General features: G+C 71.6%; 12 protein-coding genes and 1 pseudogene. 7 read left to right on the top strand and 6 right to left on the bottom strand.

Going from position 1 to position 17,474, the window contains the following annotated elements; translation table 11 throughout:
* The first annotated feature begins 356 nt into the window (after positions 1 to 356).
* Positions 357 to 905, top strand: coding sequence for a hypothetical protein (locus ACLJWH_RS36135; protein WP_411146027.1), 549 nt, complete (start codon positions 357 to 359; stop codon positions 903 to 905).
* Between the two features lie 306 nt (positions 906 to 1,211).
* Here the strand turns inward: ACLJWH_RS36135 and ACLJWH_RS36140 are convergent, their stop codons facing one another.
* The 4 genes from ACLJWH_RS36140 to ACLJWH_RS36155 all read right to left on the bottom strand — a co-directional run bounded on the left by ACLJWH_RS36140 (position 1,212) and on the right by ACLJWH_RS36155 (position 10,699).
* Complete coding sequence (locus ACLJWH_RS36140; protein WP_411146028.1) at positions 1,212 to 8,330, bottom strand: LamG-like jellyroll fold domain-containing protein; 7,119 nt, start codon at positions 8,328 to 8,330, stop codon at positions 1,212 to 1,214.
* A gap of 510 nt (positions 8,331 to 8,840) precedes the next feature.
* Positions 8,841 to 9,416: a DJ-1/PfpI family protein gene (locus ACLJWH_RS36145; protein WP_411146029.1), complete on the bottom strand. Its 576-nt coding sequence runs from the start codon at positions 9,414 to 9,416 to the stop codon at positions 8,841 to 8,843.
* A gap of 147 nt (positions 9,417 to 9,563) precedes the next feature.
* Complete coding sequence (locus ACLJWH_RS36150) at positions 9,564 to 9,869, bottom strand: DUF397 domain-containing protein (protein WP_411146030.1); 306 nt, start codon at positions 9,867 to 9,869, stop codon at positions 9,564 to 9,566.
* Positions 9,866 to 10,699 carry a helix-turn-helix domain-containing protein gene (locus ACLJWH_RS36155; protein ID WP_411146046.1) on the bottom strand — a complete coding sequence of 278 codons (834 nt, stop codon included), beginning with the start codon at positions 10,697 to 10,699 and terminating at the stop codon, positions 9,866 to 9,868. The genes ACLJWH_RS36150 and ACLJWH_RS36155 overlap by 4 nt, the downstream gene beginning before the upstream one ends.
* A 126-nt stretch (positions 10,700 to 10,825) precedes the next feature.
* On the opposite strand from ACLJWH_RS36155, the gene ACLJWH_RS36160 reads away from it, so the two are divergent.
* The 6 genes from ACLJWH_RS36160 to ACLJWH_RS36185 all read left to right on the top strand — a co-directional run bounded on the left by ACLJWH_RS36160 (position 10,826) and on the right by ACLJWH_RS36185 (position 16,135).
* Entirely contained in the window at positions 10,826 to 11,287 is a 462-nt protein-coding gene (locus ACLJWH_RS36160) for a hypothetical protein (RefSeq protein ID WP_411146031.1), read from the top strand.
* Positions 11,288 to 11,451: 164 nt separating this feature from the next.
* Positions 11,452 to 11,751, top strand: a complete 300-nt coding sequence (locus tag ACLJWH_RS36165; RefSeq protein WP_411146032.1) for a hypothetical protein — start codon at positions 11,452 to 11,454, stop codon at positions 11,749 to 11,751.
* A gap of 97 nt (positions 11,752 to 11,848) precedes the next feature.
* Positions 11,849 to 12,097, top strand: a complete 249-nt coding sequence (locus ACLJWH_RS36170) for a hypothetical protein (RefSeq protein WP_411146033.1) — start codon at positions 11,849 to 11,851, stop codon at positions 12,095 to 12,097.
* On the top strand, positions 12,085 to 13,020 hold the full coding sequence (blsF, locus tag ACLJWH_RS36175) for a CGA synthase-related protein (protein ID WP_411146034.1): 936 nt from the start codon (positions 12,085 to 12,087) through the stop codon (positions 13,018 to 13,020). Before ACLJWH_RS36170 ends, blsF begins: the two co-directional genes overlap by 13 nt.
* Positions 13,021 to 13,482: 462 nt before the next feature.
* Positions 13,483 to 14,733, top strand: coding sequence for an ATP-dependent carboxylate-amine ligase (locus ACLJWH_RS36180; protein ID WP_411146035.1), 1,251 nt, complete (start codon positions 13,483 to 13,485; stop codon positions 14,731 to 14,733).
* A gap of 163 nt (positions 14,734 to 14,896) precedes the next feature.
* Positions 14,897 to 16,135, top strand: coding sequence for an MFS transporter (locus ACLJWH_RS36185; RefSeq protein ID WP_411146036.1), 1,239 nt, complete (start codon positions 14,897 to 14,899; stop codon positions 16,133 to 16,135).
* Positions 16,136 to 16,592: 457 nt separating this feature from the next.
* Here the strand turns inward: ACLJWH_RS36185 and ACLJWH_RS36190 are convergent, their stop codons facing one another.
* On the bottom strand, positions 16,593 to 17,204 hold the full coding sequence (locus tag ACLJWH_RS36190) for a Maf family protein (RefSeq protein WP_387806368.1): 612 nt from the start codon (positions 17,202 to 17,204) through the stop codon (positions 16,593 to 16,595).
* A gap of 64 nt (positions 17,205 to 17,268) precedes the next feature.
* Positions 17,269 to 17,474, bottom strand: a pseudogene (locus tag ACLJWH_RS36195) (penicillin-binding protein 2); the annotation flags it as partial.

The raw sequence follows: 17,474 nt of genomic DNA on the forward strand, positions 1-17,474 counted from the left end.
TTCGGAGAGCGTTACTGGAGGGCCGTAGTTCCCTGATATCCCAGGGTAGGCCCGGATTTCGCGGTTCCGGACGGGGCCCTGGTGTGGCCTAGGTCTCGGGGTGTGGCCGTTCAGCGGTTCGTCAATTCTTTGTGGAGTCCCTACGAATGGGCGAAGGAATCTTTGCGGGCGGCCGTGGCGGGGACGGCGCGCCCGGCGGCGGCCGGACGCACCCCGCGCGGACCCTTGCTCCGGCCATTACCCGTTAGTAGCGTGCGGGATGTCTTCCGTACTCGCGGTAACAGGGGGCGGGTAGGGGGACGGACGGGGGCGGCGCGCGGCCACGGGGCGCGCGGGCCCGACAACGGCGGAAGTGGGTGGGCGGGGTGGCGGCGCGCAGGCCGGTGGCCTTGGTGACGGCGGCGGTGCTGGTCCTGGAGGCACTCGGGACCGTGCTCCTCAACTGGGTCCTGAGCATCTTCGTGGACCGGCAGCAGATGTCGCTGGCGGGGCTGGCACCGCACGCGATGTCCGCCGGAGCCTGGCTGGCCGGTCTGCTCTTCGGCCTCTATCTCCTCTGCTGCGCCGTCGTCCCGCTCCGCGCCGCGCTGCGCGACCGCGCCCCCGGCCGCTTCGCCCGCGCCCTGCTGATCAGCTGCGCGGTGGTCAACGGGCTGCTCGGCGCGGTCGCCGTGGCCCTGGTCGGCTGGTTCGCGTTCGTGGTGCTGATGGCCGTGCTGGGGCTGCTGGTGCTGACGCTGGTGGCGTACGGCGCGCCACGGGGCGCGGCGGACGGGGCGGGGACGGGCGGCGAGAGCACGGGCGGCCGGGGGACGGGCGGCCGGGACGTAGATGGCTGGGACGTGGACGGCAGCGGCGGGCCGGGGGCGGCCGGGGGGCCGCCTGCCGCGCCGACGTCGGCCTGACTCCCGGCCCGGCTCGGGCGCGGCGGGCCCGGGGCCGTACCGCCCTCAGCGCGGCGCCGCCGCCCGCCCGCCGGAGCGTCTCGGCGAGCGGGCCGCGCAGCCGGACGGAGCCGGTCACCGGAAGGGCGGCGGACACCGCTGTCAGCGCCGTCGCCGCTGTCTTCGGGTACGCGAAGCTCCCGGCAGCCCGGTTGATCCGACCCGGTTGATCCGAGTCGTTCGTGGGACCGTCCGCCGGGAGCCTCGTCGTGCCGCGGAGCCGTTCCCCCGGTGACCTGCCACGGCAGGTCACCGGGGGCTTGGTGGCTACTCTCCGAGTGCGTAGTAGACGGACAGATAGCCGATGATCTGCTCAGTGTGCGGGACCAGACCCGGGAACTGCCGGGCGAGCGTGTCGCGTACGGCCCTGGCCAGCTCGCGGTAGCTGGTGGCGCGGTCCTTGATGTACGGCTCCAGCTTCCTGATCAGTTCGTAGTTGCTGTCGATGTTCTCCGCCCGCATCGCCTTCTCCACCGCGGGCGCGCTGTCGGGGACGGTCTCCGACAGGGTGCGGCTGATGAAGGTCACCCGGTGCATGACGCGCCAGCACGGCGGCTTCTTCTCGGACTGGCGGGCCTGGCGCAGGGCCGCCGCGTTGGGGTCGTTACTGCCCTGGAGCCATTTCGGGTCGACGACCTTGGCGTAGAAGTCCTCGAAGTTGTCCTTGTCGGCGTCCAGGTAGAACGTCATGAACCGGTACGCGTCCACGCGTCCTGGGACCGTCACCGGGGTGCCGTCGTCCTCGAAGACCGGGTTGGCGTCCTTGTCGTAGCCCTGCATGTCGCCGGGCGGGTCGCAGACCACGTTGAGGCTGAAGCTGCGGGTGGCCTCCCGCGTACGGGCGCGGGTCCGGTGCAGCGCGCCGCCGGCGGAGACGTCCACCTGGAGCGTCGCGCCGACCCCGAAGATCTTGACGCCGCCGGAGGCAGAGAAGGACAGCGAACCGGAGATGTCGAAGGAACCCGAGGTCACCTCGGTGACGACGTCGGTGGCCTCGGTGGTCTCCGCGAAGAAGCCGCCGTCGGCCGACCAGGCGTAGGTGTTGGCGATATTGCGGCGGGAGAAACCGCGCGCGGTCTCGGTGGTACGCGGCGTCCCGCGCTCCGGCTTGCGCACCGGGCCGATGAAATCGCCGAGCAGCTTGCGCGCCCGGTCGGCCGTCGGGTCCGCGGCGTGGGTCTCGGTGGAGACCGTGTCGTAGTGGGCCTGGAGGCGCTGCTGCTCCTCCGTGATACGGCGTTTGAGCGCATACGCCTCGCGGGGCTTGAAGTAGCTGTGCTCGCCGTAGGCGGGCGCGCCCTGGTAGTCCGTGTCGAAGACGCGCTCGCCGTTCCCGTCGACGCCGACCGTGCCGTCCAGGGTGCCCTGCTTGGTGTAGAGGGGGTTGATCGGGAAGGGGAGGATGTTCCAGTCCCGGGGGATGTCCGGGTTGGGCAGCACGCGGTACGAGACGAGCGCGTGGTTGTGTGCCAGGCGCAGCGCGAAGACATCCGCGGTCTCGGACTGGACGAGCGCGTATCCGGTGTTGGAGGGCACGAACCGCCGTCCGTCATGGGAGTTGAGCTGGTTGTCGGGGTTGGAGTCCTCCCAGCCGCCGGACAGGCCCACCGAGGTCGAGCGGGCGGTGTTCTGCCCTTGGGACACCTCGGTCTCGTCGCCCCAGCCGTTGTGGATCTCCAGGTTCCCGCCGCCGTACAGGCTCACACCGCCCTGGGCCGCGGGCTTGGCCACTCCCATGCCGAGCGGCGCCATGATCATCAGCGTGTTGACGTCGACTTCCTTGGACAGCGAGATGCCGAACGCGGTGTCCACACCGCGGTCTTGCGTCGAGGACAGCGTATTGACCACCTCGTCGGCCTGGACGAACTCCACCGACGAGGCGTTGAGATAGCTGAAGTGCTTGGGGTTCTTGGTGGCCACCATGTTCTCGGACGGGACCGGGGGCGCCCCCTCGATGAAGCCGATGATCTGTGGGGCGAACTGGATCTGGCTGACCCACTCCGTGAGCAGATTGCCGATCTTGTAGCCGGTGACCAGCTGCCAGGCGCCGTCGCTCACGAATCCGTAGCAGCGCTTGAGTACGCCACGGGTGCCGCCGCGTGCGTCGTACTGGAGGTCGGCGTACTCGGACGCCGCCGGCACCCCGGTGATGGTCTGCGAGTAGCGGGTGCTGACCTTGGAGAAGGCCGGCCGCACCTCTGCCGTGTCCCCGGAGATCGGGGCGGTGGACAGGAGGGGGGTGGGCCGGGCCGCCTCATCGGTGGGCAGCAGCAGATCGCAGCCGCGCAGCCCGCTGTCGAGTACGGCCTGTGCCGACTCCTCGGTGGAGTCGTCGTCGAACGGGTAGTACGCCAGCAGCTCTTCCTTCTCGCCCCGCAGCCGGGTGAACAGGTTGTCCAGGATCTGCTCCTCGGTGCGCGCGGTGCGCCAGACCCGGACCTCCTCCAGCGTTCCGGTGTAGAGCTCCTGGGCCGTGCCGCCGTCGGTCCGGCCGGCCAGCGCGAACTGCTGGTCCCCGTACTCCCCGTCATCGGGCAGGGCATCGGCGGCGAGCGCGTCGCAGGGGACGGGGCTGCCGTCGAGGTAGAGGCGGAAGACGCTGCCGCGCGGGTCGGGGTTCTTCGCCCAGGTGGCGCCGTGCAGCCGGGCCGGGTGCGCGTCGGTCTCGTCCCGGGCCGTGTTGCCCTCGTTCTCCTCGAAGCGCCAGTGCGCCGCCAGGCCCTGTTCGCGGGCGGTCACCGGGCCCGCGATCTGCGTCTCGTCCCGGGCGGTGTTCCAGATCCGCACCTCGCTGATCAGGCCGGTGAAGTGCTGCGGGGCCGCGCCCTGCCAGCCGCAGCCGATGTCCAGGGGGCCGGTGCTGCCCAGCGGCGCGGCCCCGTTGTGCCGGAAGGACCCGGCGTCCTCGCCGTCGATGTAGAAGCGGTAGTCGAACCATTCGTGCATGAGGATCGACTCGATGACGGGAACCGTGTGGGTGGTCGGGTTCCCGGCGGCATCGGTGACCGTGAATTCCTTCTTGCCCGGCTTCTCCTCCATGGTCTGGCCCGGCTTGCGGACCACCGCCACCCGGTGGAAGCTGCCCGCCGTGATCGTTTTTTCCGAGGTGAAGCGGAAGACGTCCCCATTGGCGGCCTCGGTCGCCAGGACGAGATGTCCTTCGGCGTCGAGGGCCAGCTGGTAGGGCACATGCTGCCCGCGGCCGTCGGCGATGCGGCCCTTGGATACCAGGCCCTGCACCGACCCGAGGGCGTCGGCCTGGAGGAACACCTCGACGGTCAGATCGCGGGTGAGGTTGAGGGCGTCGGTGTGGGCGACCTCCAGGGACGCCTTGCCGCCCAGGCGCAGGGCCCAGGACTGTTCGAACGCGGCGGCCACATGCGTCCACCGGCCGTCGGGCACGGCCGTGCGGCTGGTCACCCAGCGGTTGCCCACCGCGGCGACCAGCGGACGGGCCCCGCCGTCGCCCGGTTTCCCGAGGGCGAGGCTGTACTGCGACTCGGGCACGTTGGCATGGACCAGCCGTACGCAGTCCTCCGCGTCCCCCGTGTCTCCGGCCTTCGGCTGAACCCACGCCTCCAGAGTGAGGTCGTCGGCGGCCCGTACCGCGTCGTGCCGCTCGGTCGGGAGGGCGGGCGGGCGGGAGTTCGCCGTGAAGGACAGGGCGCGGCCGGGGATGTCGCCCCACCAGCGGGTGGGCCGCGCGTCGGTCAGGTCCGTCGCGCTGCCGTCCGGCACGTCGGCCGGCGCGCCCACGAGGTTGGCGGTGACCAGGCGTGAGCCGTAGGTGGCGGTGGCGCCGGGCCGGCTGTGCCGCACCAGGTGGGGGGAGTACGAGATCAGGCGCACCGGGGAGCCGGGGGTCACCCACGCCACGTCGTCACCGGGAGCGAGCGTGATCCCGGTGGCGGTCGCCTCGGCCGCCTCCTGCACGACGAGCACCTCACCGTCCACGTCGAGCAGGCTGCCCGCCGGCACGGGCAGGCCGGCGGGGGCGGTGAGCGTGAGCACCCCGTCCTGGGCGTATGTGGCCTCGCCGATCACCACCGGCTCGTGGATCACCCCGTTGAGGATCTCGACGAGCTGGTCGGCGCGGCGGGGCAGCATGGGCCACACCTCTTCGTCCGCGGTGGTCCCGCCGTCGCTCTCGCGGAGCGTCACCACACACCGGTCCGGGTGGTCCCCGGCGCTCACCTCGGCGGTGACCTGCTTGAGGTCGGTACCGGGATCGCGGGCCGTCAGCAGGATGCTGCACTCCTCGCCGACGGCCAGCGCCTTGGCGGAGCGTGCGACGGACGTGTCGTAGTACGCGGCGGTGAAGTGGCCCTCGTCGTCCTGGAAGTACAGCCCGAGGTGCCCGGTTCCGCTGTCCAGAAGGAACGGCGCCGTCCTGGTACGGGCAAACGTCAGCAGCCCCCCGGACCAGCCCAGCCCCAGCCGGTCCCGGCCGAGCTGGGGCATGGCCAGGCTCAGGGCGCTGCGGCCCTTCAGGCCACCCGTGACGTGCCCCAACTCCTCCTGTTTGGCGGCGAGGTCGGTCTCGATACCGGTGATGCGCTGCCTGGTCTGGGCGCTGATGCTCTGCTGGTGCTTGAGATCCTTGATCCGGCGGTCGAGGGCGGTCAGTTCGGCCTTTGCCTCGGCCCGGAGCTTCACCACCTGGGCGCCTCCCTGCCAGGCCGGCCGGAACTGTGACAGGGGCGCCTCGGAACTGACCACCTTGAGGGTCGGCTTGCCGGACTCCACGAGCAGAAAGCTGCTGCCCTTGGAAAGGGTGCCGTAGCGGCGATAGGACTGGTGGGGATCGGAGACTACGGTCCAGGTGTAGTCGAAGATCTCGGCCTCGTCCCCCTTGCGCGGACGTACGACCAGCTGCTGGCCCTCCGTGACAGCCAGGAGCATCTTGGATTGCACGTGTACCAGCCGGCATCGCGCGTTCACGTGCCCCCCGTACATGGTTCGTGACGTGCTCCGGTCGAAGAACTCGAAGATCCAATCGGCTGTCTCGTCAACCGCCCCGGCCACGAAAGTGACCTCCGCCGAGTCCGCGCCGTGCGGAACCTTCGCCACCAGGCTGAGGCTCTGCTTTGCGTCGGACTCTTCCTGGTCCGACGCGGGGTAACGAACGAAATACCTCTTGCCCTGGATCGGTGCGCCTGGCGTCATCTGGTCGCCCAGGCTCTTGACCCTGGCGGCCTTCGTGCGGCGCTCCTTCTCCAGGGCGGGAAGCTGCTTGACGTCCACCAGCGACTTCTGGGCCTGGGCCAGTTCCGCCTTGAGGTCTTCGATCGACTGCCCCAGCGCGGCGATCGCCTCCGGGTCCACCGCCTGTACGGTCTCGCCGATCGTCGGAAGGCTCACCGCGTCGGGGAGCTGGGCGAGGCGTCCGTCACGCGCGACCGCCAGATCCAGGACGGCCAGGGAGCCGTCGGCCGTCGTCGCGCCCGCGTCCTCGCTCGTGGCCGCTTGGCCTGAGCTGTCGTCGGCACCCTCCTGCGGGCCCGCCACCCACGTCAGCAGCACACGGGCGTGCCGCTTGAGCGGCTTGGGCTCGGCCGAGTGGCCGCTGACCGCCTCCTCCTGCTGGTAGTAGAGCACCGAGGCGAGACCGGAGCCCACCGTGCGCGTCGGCACGGAGAAGCTCTCCCGGCGTACGCCCGGGTGGTCGCCGATCGGCGCCTCGGAGGTGATCCACCGCGGGTCGCCGAGCAGCGCGCCGTGCGCGGCGGAGTCCGTCTGGTCGTACAGCGTGGTGCCCGCGCCCGCGTCGAAACGGTAGTAGCCGCTCAGGCCCGACTCGTCCCCGATCAGCCGGTAGGAGCGGTCGCGCAGCAGTTCCTCGGCGCCGCGCGGGCGAGTCCAGAGGCGAATCTCGTCGATGGCACCGGTGAAGAAGGAGCCGGGCTGGGCGTCGGCGTCCGGCCCGGCCCCGATCAGCACCGGGCCCGCGCCCTCGACCACCGGCAGTTCGGTCTCCTCGCCCGGCACACCGTCGACGTACAGCACGGCCTTCGTACCGGAGTAGACGGCCGCGATGTGGGTGTAGCCGTCCAGCGGTACGGCGTCGGCGGAGACGGCCTCCGGCGGGGCGTCGGCGGTCTCCTCCCGGGCCTCGGCAGCGCCCTCGGCCTCCCCTTCCGCCCCGTCCGCCGCCTGGGTCCCGCCGCCGTGCCCGAGGCGCAGCAGCCCGTCCCCGTCGATGCGCAAGGTGATCCCGCTCGCCGCGGAACCGGTGGACAGTACGGTCCCGTTGACGGCCCGCGGCGCGACCCACGCCTCGATGGTGTACGGGCCGCTGCCCAGCGGGCTGTCCGCGCCGCCCTCGACCTTCACATACGCGCCGGTCCCGTCGAAGTCCAGCGCCGTCTCGGCGAAGCCCTCGTCCGTGGCCACCGGCACCAGGTCGGCCTTGGTGAACGGGCACTGCCCCGGGCTGCGCTCGAAGACGGAGCTCCGGTACTGCGGATCGGGGCTGGTGTAGAACCGGGTGCCCTGGGTGTTGAACAGCCCGTCCTTGCCCTGCTCGACGTTGAAGCCGTCGATGCGCCCGGTGCGGTCGTTGTGCACGAAGAACTGCCAGCGCCGCACCTCCTGCACGGCCGTCGGCAGCAGCAGCGTGGTGAAACGCCCTTGCGTGATCCGCCCGGCGAAACCCAGCTCCAGGGTGGGCTCGTAGAACTCGTTGCCGTCCATGTCCCGGGTGCCGAGACTGTCCTTGGCCGAGTCGGGCAGCGTGCGGTGCCGACTGCGCCGGTAGCGCACCTCCATGACCGGCTTCAGCTGCCCGCCGGCGAGCAGAAAACGGTCGCACAGCAGCGCGTCGGAGGCCACCTGTACCCGCTCGTCGCCGTCGGCCCCGTGCAGGTAGTCCGTACGGTCCGCCACGGCGGAGCAGCCGCCGCCCTTGAGCCGGTACAGCGCGTCCTCGTGTGCCGCCCCGACCGCCTGGCGGAAGATGTAGAGATGCCTGCCGTCGGAGACGGCCTGGAACGGCACCTGGGCGCTCAGCCTCGCCGTCGAGGACAGGAAACCGTCGATCTCGTCCGCGCCCAGCACCTCATCCGCGGTGGCCTCGGCACGGGCCCCCTGCTTCACCCGCGGTAACGGCGTGGCGCCCACCACGGCGAACCCCGCCCGCGCGATCTCGCCGGGGAAACGCAGTTCCACCGGGTCCTGCGCCCAGTGCTCGACATCCAGGTCGACCGCGTACGCCGTCTCCGGCCCGGAATCCGTGCGGTTCGTCCGGTCCAGGTCCAGCACGCTGTAGAAAATCCGCCGGGAGTCGTCCATGGCCAGGGCCACGGTCGTCCCCAGATGCCGCACCATCGTGGTGTGCAGATATCGCTTGTCGCTGTACGTCTTGACTCGGGAACTGTTCGAGGTCATCTACACCCCTTGGTTGTGCGGTGCACGCCCGACGGGTGGGAACGGACAAGACGGCCGGGCTGCCACGCGGCCAGCAAAGCTCCGCATCGTAGTCATCGCCGAACATCAACGATCAAGACAGGAGGGGAATTTACGGCCATCTCGGAACTTCCCTATCGGGGGCAAACCGCACCAGCGCCATGTCCTCGCCGCCCTGTCGCCGAGGTCCTCCGCGAACTCGTCGTCCGGGGCACCCACGAGGGTCTCGACGCCGCCCGTGCCGGTGGTGCACGCCTCGGTCGCCGGCCGTCCATGACCGAAAAGCAGATCCGCCACGTCCGTGAGCCGCTCACCCGCCCGGAGAACACCGGCGCCTCGATCGCCGAGCCCCTCGGCCGGAACGCGATCCACCCCTTGACGGCTCCCTCGGGGGTGTGCGAACGGGTGTACGCGGACGGGCGCCGGGGGACGAGCGGCCGGGGACGGTACGGCCCACCCGCCTCACACACCCCCGAGGCGCCCCGGGACCGCTCAGCCCTCGGCGGACTCCACCGGTGCCTCCTTGCGCAGGACGCGCAGGAAGGCGCGCATCCAGTCGGGGTGGTCGTTCCAGGCGCGGGCCGAGACGATATTGCCGTCCACCACCGCGGACGCGTCCACGAAGGTGCCGCCGCCCATCTCCACGTCCGGCGCGCAGGCGTTCCAGGCGGCGGTGCGGCGCCCCTTGAGCAGGCCGAGCGGGGCGAGCGCGATCGCCGCGTGGCAGATGTGCGCGACGGGCTTGCCGGCGTCGAAGAAGTGCGTGATCACGCGCCGGAAGTCGGGGTCGTTGCGCAGGTATTCGGGCCCCCGGCCGCCGGGGAGCACCACGGCGGCGTACGCGGCCGGATCGACCTCGGACAGCGCCAGATCGGACGGCCAGGAGTGCCCCTCGCGCTCCACGAACGTGTCGTAGCCCGCGACGAAGTCATGGACGACGAACCGTAGCTTCTTCCGGGACGGGGCCGCCACCCGCACCTCGTACCCCTCCTCCAGCAGCCGCTGGTAGGGGTAGAAGAACTCCAGGTCCTCGGTGGCGTCCCCGGCGATGATCAGAATCTTGGGCATGGTGCGCACTCCTCGCGGTCGCGTCGGGATCGAGCGGTGCCGCCATGATGCGCGCCACCCGGCGCCGGTCCGGAAAACGCGCGGACGTTTTCCGGACCGGTCGGAAAACGCCCGGTCACGGCCGGTGGCGTGGCATCGCGCGGCGTGTCAGCGCGTGGCGTGGGCGACGAAGGCCGCCCAGGCGCCGGGCGCGACGGTGAGTATCGCCCCGCCGGGGTTCTTGGAGTCCCGGATGTGGACGGCGGCGCCGGGGGAGGGGAGGGCGATCTCTACGCACTGACCGCCGCTGTCGTTGCTGTAACTGGACTTGCTCCAGTCGTAGGCGATCTCTACGCACTCGCCGCCGCTGTCGTTGCTGTAGCTGGACTTGTGCCAGTCGTATGCGACTTCGATGCAGTTACCGCCGCCGGAGTCGCTGTAGGTGGACTTGAACCATCGAAGGGCGTCGCTCATTTCTCTCCTGCCGACTGCTCGATAAGGGCCAGCGATGCATCTGGGCCCAGGGCCTGTGCGCGGATCTTTGCATACCTCTGGGCGCGTGTGGACACCTCGGCCGGATCGGTGATGAGTGTGCCGCTGTCCTGGATTTCCAGGTATACGACGCGATCGTGATCCAGAGTTTCCACGAGTTTCATCGGCCCTCGGTCGCCCGCGTGCTCACCGCGCAACCCGCAGTCCAGCGGCAGCACTTGAAGAGTGACGTTGCGCCGTTGAGCGCAATCGATGAGGTGCAACATCTGACCGCGCATGATCTCGTGGCTACCGATGGTGCGGCGGAGTACGGACTCGTCGAGAATCAATTCAAGCAGAGCGGTCGGCCAGCGGTCGAACAGCGCTTTGCGAGCCATTCGACCCTCGACCAGGTCCTGTACCCGTTGGTCGGACAGTGGAGGGTAGCCGCCGCTGATCAGCGCACGTGCGTACTCCTCCGTCTGGAAGAGCCCGTCGACCACGACGGTCTCGTATGAGGACAAGGTCAGCGCCTTCTGCTCCAACAACGCGAAGTCCGAGAACTGCCTCGGGTACTTGTCCAACGCGAGGTACTTCACCGCCTCCTTGAAGATCCCCAACCCCTGTCCCAGCACCTTCTCCAGGCCCAACAGCATCTCCTCGCTCGGCGGTTGCGCACCCGTCTCCATCGCGCTGATCGCGGACCCCGTGTAGCCGATCTTCTTGCCGAGGACCTCCTGTGTCAGCTTCGCGTGCTGCCGCAGGATGCGGGCGATATCCGCTGCCAGTCGAGTGGCCGTGGGGGCCGCCTTCTTGTTCTCTGCCCGCGCCATTGCGGTCACCGCCTTGATTCCAGTGGGCTCAACTCGGATCAACGGCAGCCCGCACCCAGCGCACCGTGTTCGCGGACACACGCTCCGTTATGGAAAACGCTAGCCCCGACCACTGACACTTGCGCCATGAATACGGAAAGTGACCGGCCGAATCTCGGCTGGGTGCCCGCCAGCGGGCACCAACTGCGCATGGCGGGCGTCCACTTCGACGCCGTACGGGTCGACGGGGAGACCGGGCGGGATCTGGCCGACCTGATGGAGCGGCTGACGGGCGGGCGGACCGGTCCGGTGATCACGGAGGCGAACGGCCGACGGTCGACGTACTTCCTCGTACCGCCCGGGAGTACGGGCCACCGACCCTGGCCGCGGGAGGCCGAGCGGCTCACCGGCGGGCCGGGGCGGGTGAGTTACGTCCTCGTGCCCGCCCTGTACGGCTGGACCTGGCCGCTGTCCTGGCGCTGTGTGCCGCCGCCGGACGGGCAGCTCGTCCACGCGCTGCTGCTGCGCAACGCGCTCGCCGCCCTGCTGGCGACGGCGGAGCGGGCGGCGCCGGAGGCCGTGCGGCCCGCGCGGCCGTTCGGCAGCTGAGCGATTTTTCGTATGTGTGTGCAGTTGCAGCGAATGGCTGGATAGTGTCGTTAGGTGGTCTTGCGTCCCACTTCGTCGGTCAATGACCATAGTGTCTCGCCCATTTGCATCCGGCTGGCGGACGGCCCTTTCGGCCGTACCTCACGGAGGGGTTCGAGTCATTCATGGAGACGGATTCCACCGAATTCGCCGGGACGGCCGTCCTCGCCGGTGCCGGCTTCGGCCGGGGCGGCACCGGAAAGCCGAGCGCCGTCATCGCTGCGCTGCGTGACCGTTCGCCGCGGCCGCTGGGGTTCGCCGGGCCGACGCCCCGGCCGGTCCGCACCCGGCCGGCGGAGCGCGGTATCGACTGGTGGTACGACAACGCCGCCGGTGACCGGGCGGCCGTCGCGGAGGCGGTGCGCGGGGAAGCGGTCACCGCGGGGCGGACCGGGCCGCTGACCACGTACCGGCCCGCGCACTAAGGACACCGACCGTTACGACAGACCGGAAACCCGCATGAAGGAACGTCAGAGGTATCTGTTCATCCGTATTCTGGAAGCCTGTAACGCGGATTGCTTCATGGGTGAATTCGCGCTCTCCCGCGACACGTTCCGCTATTTACCGGCGGATTTCGCCGAGCCGCTGCCCCGGGCTGTCGCGGGGCTCGCACAGGTCACCGTCGGTCCGGACGGCGGTCGGGCCGGTACGCACGGCGTCTGCCGGCGCCCGCCCGGCACGTCCGACAACGGTCCGCGCGGGCTCCGCACGGCCGCCGGATACCGCGACGACGTGGCCGGACTGGGGGCCGTACAGCCATGGCAGTACTGAGCGCACCCTCCCCCAACGGACCGGTCCGGCAACGCGTCCTGCTGGTGGACGACGCCCGGCAGCTCGACTCGCTGACCGCCCGGCGCCGGGTCGCCGCCCACCTGGCGGAGCTGGAACTCGTCCATGGGGAGGAGGGGGCGGCGCCGGAGGGCCCGTGCCCGGATGCCGCGCTGGTCTGCGATGTGCCCCGCGCCGCCCGGGAGCTGGCCGAACGGGACGTGCCGGTGGTGTACCTGCACTCCGGCCACACCACGGCGGAGCTGCCGGTCACCACGGCGGCGATCCGGCAGGTGCACGTACCGGCCTGGCTGCCGGGGCCGAAGCCGGTGAGCCGGGAGGGCGCCCAGCCCACCGGGGTACTGGCACCCGGCCGCCTCGGACGGGACCGGAAGCGTTCCGGCAGCCTGCTGCTCTTCTCGGCGTACGGCGTGAGCGGCGGCGCGGCCGAGGTGTACGCCGAGCTGACGCTCCGGCCGCTGGCCGAGGAGGCGGTACGGCGTACCGGACGGTGCGATGTGGTGTACGACACCGGGGCCGAGGGGGTGCGGGAGGCGCTCGCCCCGGTCGAGGGGGTGCGGGTGCACCTGGCCCGGGAGGTGGACGCCGACGCGCTGCACGCCTCGGCCGAGGTGTTCCTCGCGTCGCCGACGCTCACCGCCGTGTCGCTGGCGCAGGCGCGCCGCGCCCCGCTGACCTTCCTGCCGGCGCTGGGACCCGGCCAGGAGGATCTGGCCCGCCGTACGGGTCAGGTGGTGCCGGTCGGCACGGTCGGGGACCCCACGGAACCGGGCCTGTGGCCGCCGTACGGGCAGGGAACGCGGTCGCCGTGGAGCGCGGTGGATCCGGCCGTGGACGATCTGCGGGGCGCGCAACGGGTCGCCAGGCGCGTACGCCAGCTCGCCCTGGCGCCGACGGGGTTCTGAGCGGCCGCCGGGTCCGCCGGTCCGCCGGTCCCGCCGGATGTCCCGGACCAGCCGGAGCTGCCGGCTTTCCCGGACCTCTCGGTTCACCTGGAGCCCTCGGTTCACCTGGAGCCCTCGCGAAGGAATCCCGTTCTCCACGACTGTCCGTTGCCGAGTCTGCTGCCGAGTCTGCTGCCGAGCCCGCTACCGAGCCCGCTACCGAGTTCGTTGCCGTTGAGCCTGCCGTGCCGCTGAGTTCGGCGCCGATTCGCCGTCACGTCTGCCGTCGATTCCGTCATCGATTCCGCCGTCGATTCCGCTGTCGAGTTCGCTTGGACCGGAGAACTGATGCCCCATACGAATGCCGAGACCGGCCGGATCCCGGCCGCCCGCACCGCCCGGCCGGATGTCACCGACGAGCCCCCGACCGTATTTCCGGCAGCCACCGCAGACGCCGGAGACGCTGGAGGTGCCAGAGACCCTGTGAACGCGGCACTGGGCCCGGTCCTGCTGCTGGCGGACGACCGTCCCTGTTCCTTCGGCCGCTACGCGGCCCGGCGCGGCCCCGAAGAGCTGGTACTGCTGCGGTTCGAGGACGCGTCCGGCGAGCTGCCGCCCGACTACCTGCGCGACACCGCCCACCTGCCCGCGTTCTGGATCCGGCGGGACGCACCGCTCGAAACGGAGGCGGTGCGCTATCTGTCCTGGATCGAGGGGCGGCCCGCCCGGCCGACGCGGTTCTGCAACCCCTCCGAACCCCGCCAGGACATCGCCCAGCGCTTCGCGCGGCTCGTCGGACTCCCGCATTTGACGGAGCGTCAGGTTCTCTGGGTGCGCGACAAGGCCGCGATGAAGGACCGGTTCCGGGCCCTGGGCCTGCGCACGGCCGCGTACCAACGGGTCCGCACGGCCACCCAGGTGCGGCGCTTCGCGGCCGCCCACGGATGGCCCCTGGTGCTCAAGCCCGTCGACTCCTTCGCCTGTATCGACACCTTCCTGCTGCACGGCCCGGAGGACCTGCGGGAGGTGGACCTCGCCGCCCGCCGCTGGATGGTGGAGCAGTACCTGCCCGGTACGGAGTGGGAGGTGTGCGCGCTGGTCCACAACGGTGCGGTGCCGGACGTCTGGCCGAGCGCGCTGCCGTGCCGGCCGCTGGACACCGTCGACGGCGGGATGAACGCCCACATCAGCGTCGGCAGCGGGCCGGGGCCGGTGACGGATGTGGCGACGCTGGTCCGGCGCGTCGTCGGCGGGATGCGGATCGACCACGGCTATCTGCACATGGAGTTCTTCGAGATCGACGGCCAGGCGTACGCGGGCGAGGTCGGTCTCCGGCCGGCCGGGTGCGAGATCGCCGCCAACCACGGTCACGCCTACGGATTCGACATCTTCGGCGCCACCCTCGACGTCTACACCGGCCGGCGGCCCAGGCTGGACTACGGCGAGCGGCGGTGCGTGGGCGATCTGCTGCTGCCGCTGCCGGCCACCGGAACCGTCAAGGGGATCACCTCGCGGGAGGAGTTGCTGCGGCTGCCCGGGGTCCTCGACGCCGTACTGCGGATCGCCCCGGGCGACCGGGTCACCGCCCGCCGCGCCTCGCACAGCTCGTCCGGACACGTCCACATCGAGGGCGACACGGCGGCCGAGGTGGAGACGCGGATGCGCGGGGTGCTGGCGCGGTTCCGTATCGAGGTCGTGGCGGATGCGGAGGGTGCGGTGGCGCTGTCCCCCTGAACGCGGGAGGTGCATGCGGGAGGTGCATGCGGGAGGTGCATGCGTGACGTGCATGCGTGACGTGCATGCGCGACGGCCGGGCCCCGTCCGCAGCGGGCGACGCGTGACGGACAACGCGTGACGGACAACGAGTACCGAACCAGGAACGGAGCGCTGAACAGCGATGATCGGGATGTTCCGGCGGTTCCGGCGATTGCTGACCCGCCGGCATGTGGCGGGGCCCGCCTGGTGGAGCGTGGTCGCCCGGCTGCCCGTCTACCTCATGTCGCTGGCCATGGTGCTGGTGGTACGGGAGCAGGGCGGCAGCTATGCCCAGGCCGGGCTGGTGTCCGCGCTCTACACCGTGGGCATGGCCCTGGGCGGTCCGTTCCTCGCCCGCCGCGCCGACCGGGACGGGCGGCGCGGTGTCCTGCTCGCCACCGGTCTGGTCTACCCGCCGGCGCTCGCCGTCCTCGTCTGGGGGACCGGTCCCGGCACCCCCGGCCAGCTCGCGCTGGCGGTCGTCGCGGGTGCCGCGCTGCCGCCCGCCAACCCGTGCATGCGCTCCCTGTGGGCGCGCCTCCCGCTCCACGACGAGGAGCGGGAGACCGCCTACCTGTGGGAGGCGCTGATCACCGAACTGCTGGCCATCGGCGCCCCGTTGCTGCTCGCCGCGCTCATGGCCACCGGCTCGGCGGGCATGGCCCTCACCACCGTCGCCGCGCTGGGCGGCACCGGGGCGCTCGGTCTCGCGTTCACCCCGCTCCCCGGGGAGACGGGGGAGAAGGTTCACACAGTGCGCGCGGAGCCCGGTGCCCCGCTCAGCGTGCTGGGGCCGCTGCGCGAACCCCCCATACGCGCGCTGACCGGGGTGATGGTGGTCGCGGCCGTGCCGATCGGCCTGATGACGCTGGCCATCCCGGCCTTCGTCGACCGGCACGGCACTTCCGGCCATACCGGTGTCGTGTACGCCTGCTGGGGCATCGGCAGCGCACTGGGCGGCGTGTGGCTGGGGCGCTCCCAGGCGGAGTGGCCGGCGCACCGGCGGTTCCCCTGGCTGCTGCTGGCGTACGCGGCCGGTACCGCGCTGCCGCTGCTGGCCACCTCGGAATTCACCCTGGGCCTCGCGCTCGCGGTCGGCGGCGCGCCCGTCGCGCTGATCTCGGCGAGCGAAATGGCCCTGGTCAGCACCCTGAACGACAGCCGGCTGCTGACCGAGGCGTTCACCTGGACGTCGCTGGCGACCGTCGCGGGCCAGGCGGTGGGCCAGCAGCTGGGCGGCCTGCTGGTCGAGCCGCTGGGCCCGCACGGTGTGTTCGCGGCCGCCGTCGGCGCGTCACTGGTCACCGCCCTCGGGGCGTTCGCCTGCCGCGGCCTGTTCGCCAAGGGGATGCTCGCACCGATCCCGGCCACGGCCGGCTGACGCGCCCCGGTCCACCCGGCCGCCTTCCGTCCGGCCGTCCGCCACCTGGCCGTCCGTCACCTGGCCGTCTGCCGTCCGGTTCCGCCGGAGGAACGTCCGTCGGCCGTGCGGGAGTTCCTCGGCGGGCTCACGGCGCTGCCGGTCCCCGTATCGGTCGACGGGCGCCCCGACCTGGCGGCGCGCATCGAGCCGCCATCCTCCACCCGCCGCTACGACCGCACCGGGCGCCCCGCCCCGCTCGGCCACGGCGTGCCGCTCGGTCCGGGGGAGCCGCCGGCGGGCTCGCCGAGCCGGCCCGGCCGCTCGCCCGGAACCGGCCGCTCGCCCGGAACCGGCCGCTCGCCCGGACCCGGCTGCCGCCGAGCGGCAGCCACCTGTTCGGCCGCGAGGGGCGCGGCACGCCGCCGGCCGTCGGCGCGTACCCGCCGGATACCGCGCAGGCCGTCGGCCCCGCCGCTCAGCTCCACAGGTCGGTGATCGCGATGTCCAGATCGGCGAGCAGCCGGCGCAGCAGCGGCAGGGACAGGCCGATGACATTGCCCGGGTCGCCGTCGATACCGTCGATGAAGGGGGCGGAGCGGCCGTCGAGGGTGAAGGCGCCCGCCACGGAGAGGGGTTCACCGCTGGCGACATAGGCGGTGATCTCGGCGTCGGTGGGCTCACCGAAGCGGACGGTGGTCGAGGCGGTGGCGGAGACCCGGCGGCCGGTCGCGGTGTCGATGACGCAGTGGCCGGTCCGCAGCACACCGGAGCGGCCGCGCATCGACTTCCAGCGGGCGGTGGCGTCCTCGGCGTCCACGGGCTTGCCGAGCGCCTGGCCGTCCAGCTCCAGCACCGAGTCGCAGCCGACGACGAGGGCGCCGCCGGCCTCCGGGCGGGCGGCGACCGCGACCGCCTTCGCCTCGGCCAGGACGCGGGCCAGCTCGCCCGGCGTCGGAGCGGTGAGCGCGTCCTCGTCCACGCCGCTGACGACGACCTCCGGCGCCAGCCCGGCCTGCCGCAGCAGACCCAGCCGGGCGGGGGACTGGGAGGCGAGAACGAGACGGCGGGGGCGGGGCTCTTCGGTCATGCCGCCATCGTACGGAGCCGCCCGCCCCGCCCACCCGGCCGCACCCCCCACGCCTTTTCCCTGCCTACTTCTTCAGCACGGCTTCCATGACCGACTTGGCGATCGGGCCGCCGAGGGCGCCGCCCATGATCTCCGAGCGCGGGATGTCCATGTCCTTGGGGTCCACGAAGACGGCGACCGCGATCGGGGAGCTGCCGTCCTTGTCCTTGGCGTAGGAGACGAACCAGGCGTAGGGGCGCTCGTCCTTGACGTCGGCGCCGTGCTGGGCGG

The organism is Streptomyces sp. x-80 (assembly GCF_046549095.1).
Classification (GTDB): domain Bacteria; phylum Actinomycetota; class Actinomycetes; order Streptomycetales; family Streptomycetaceae; genus Streptomyces; species Streptomyces celluloflavus.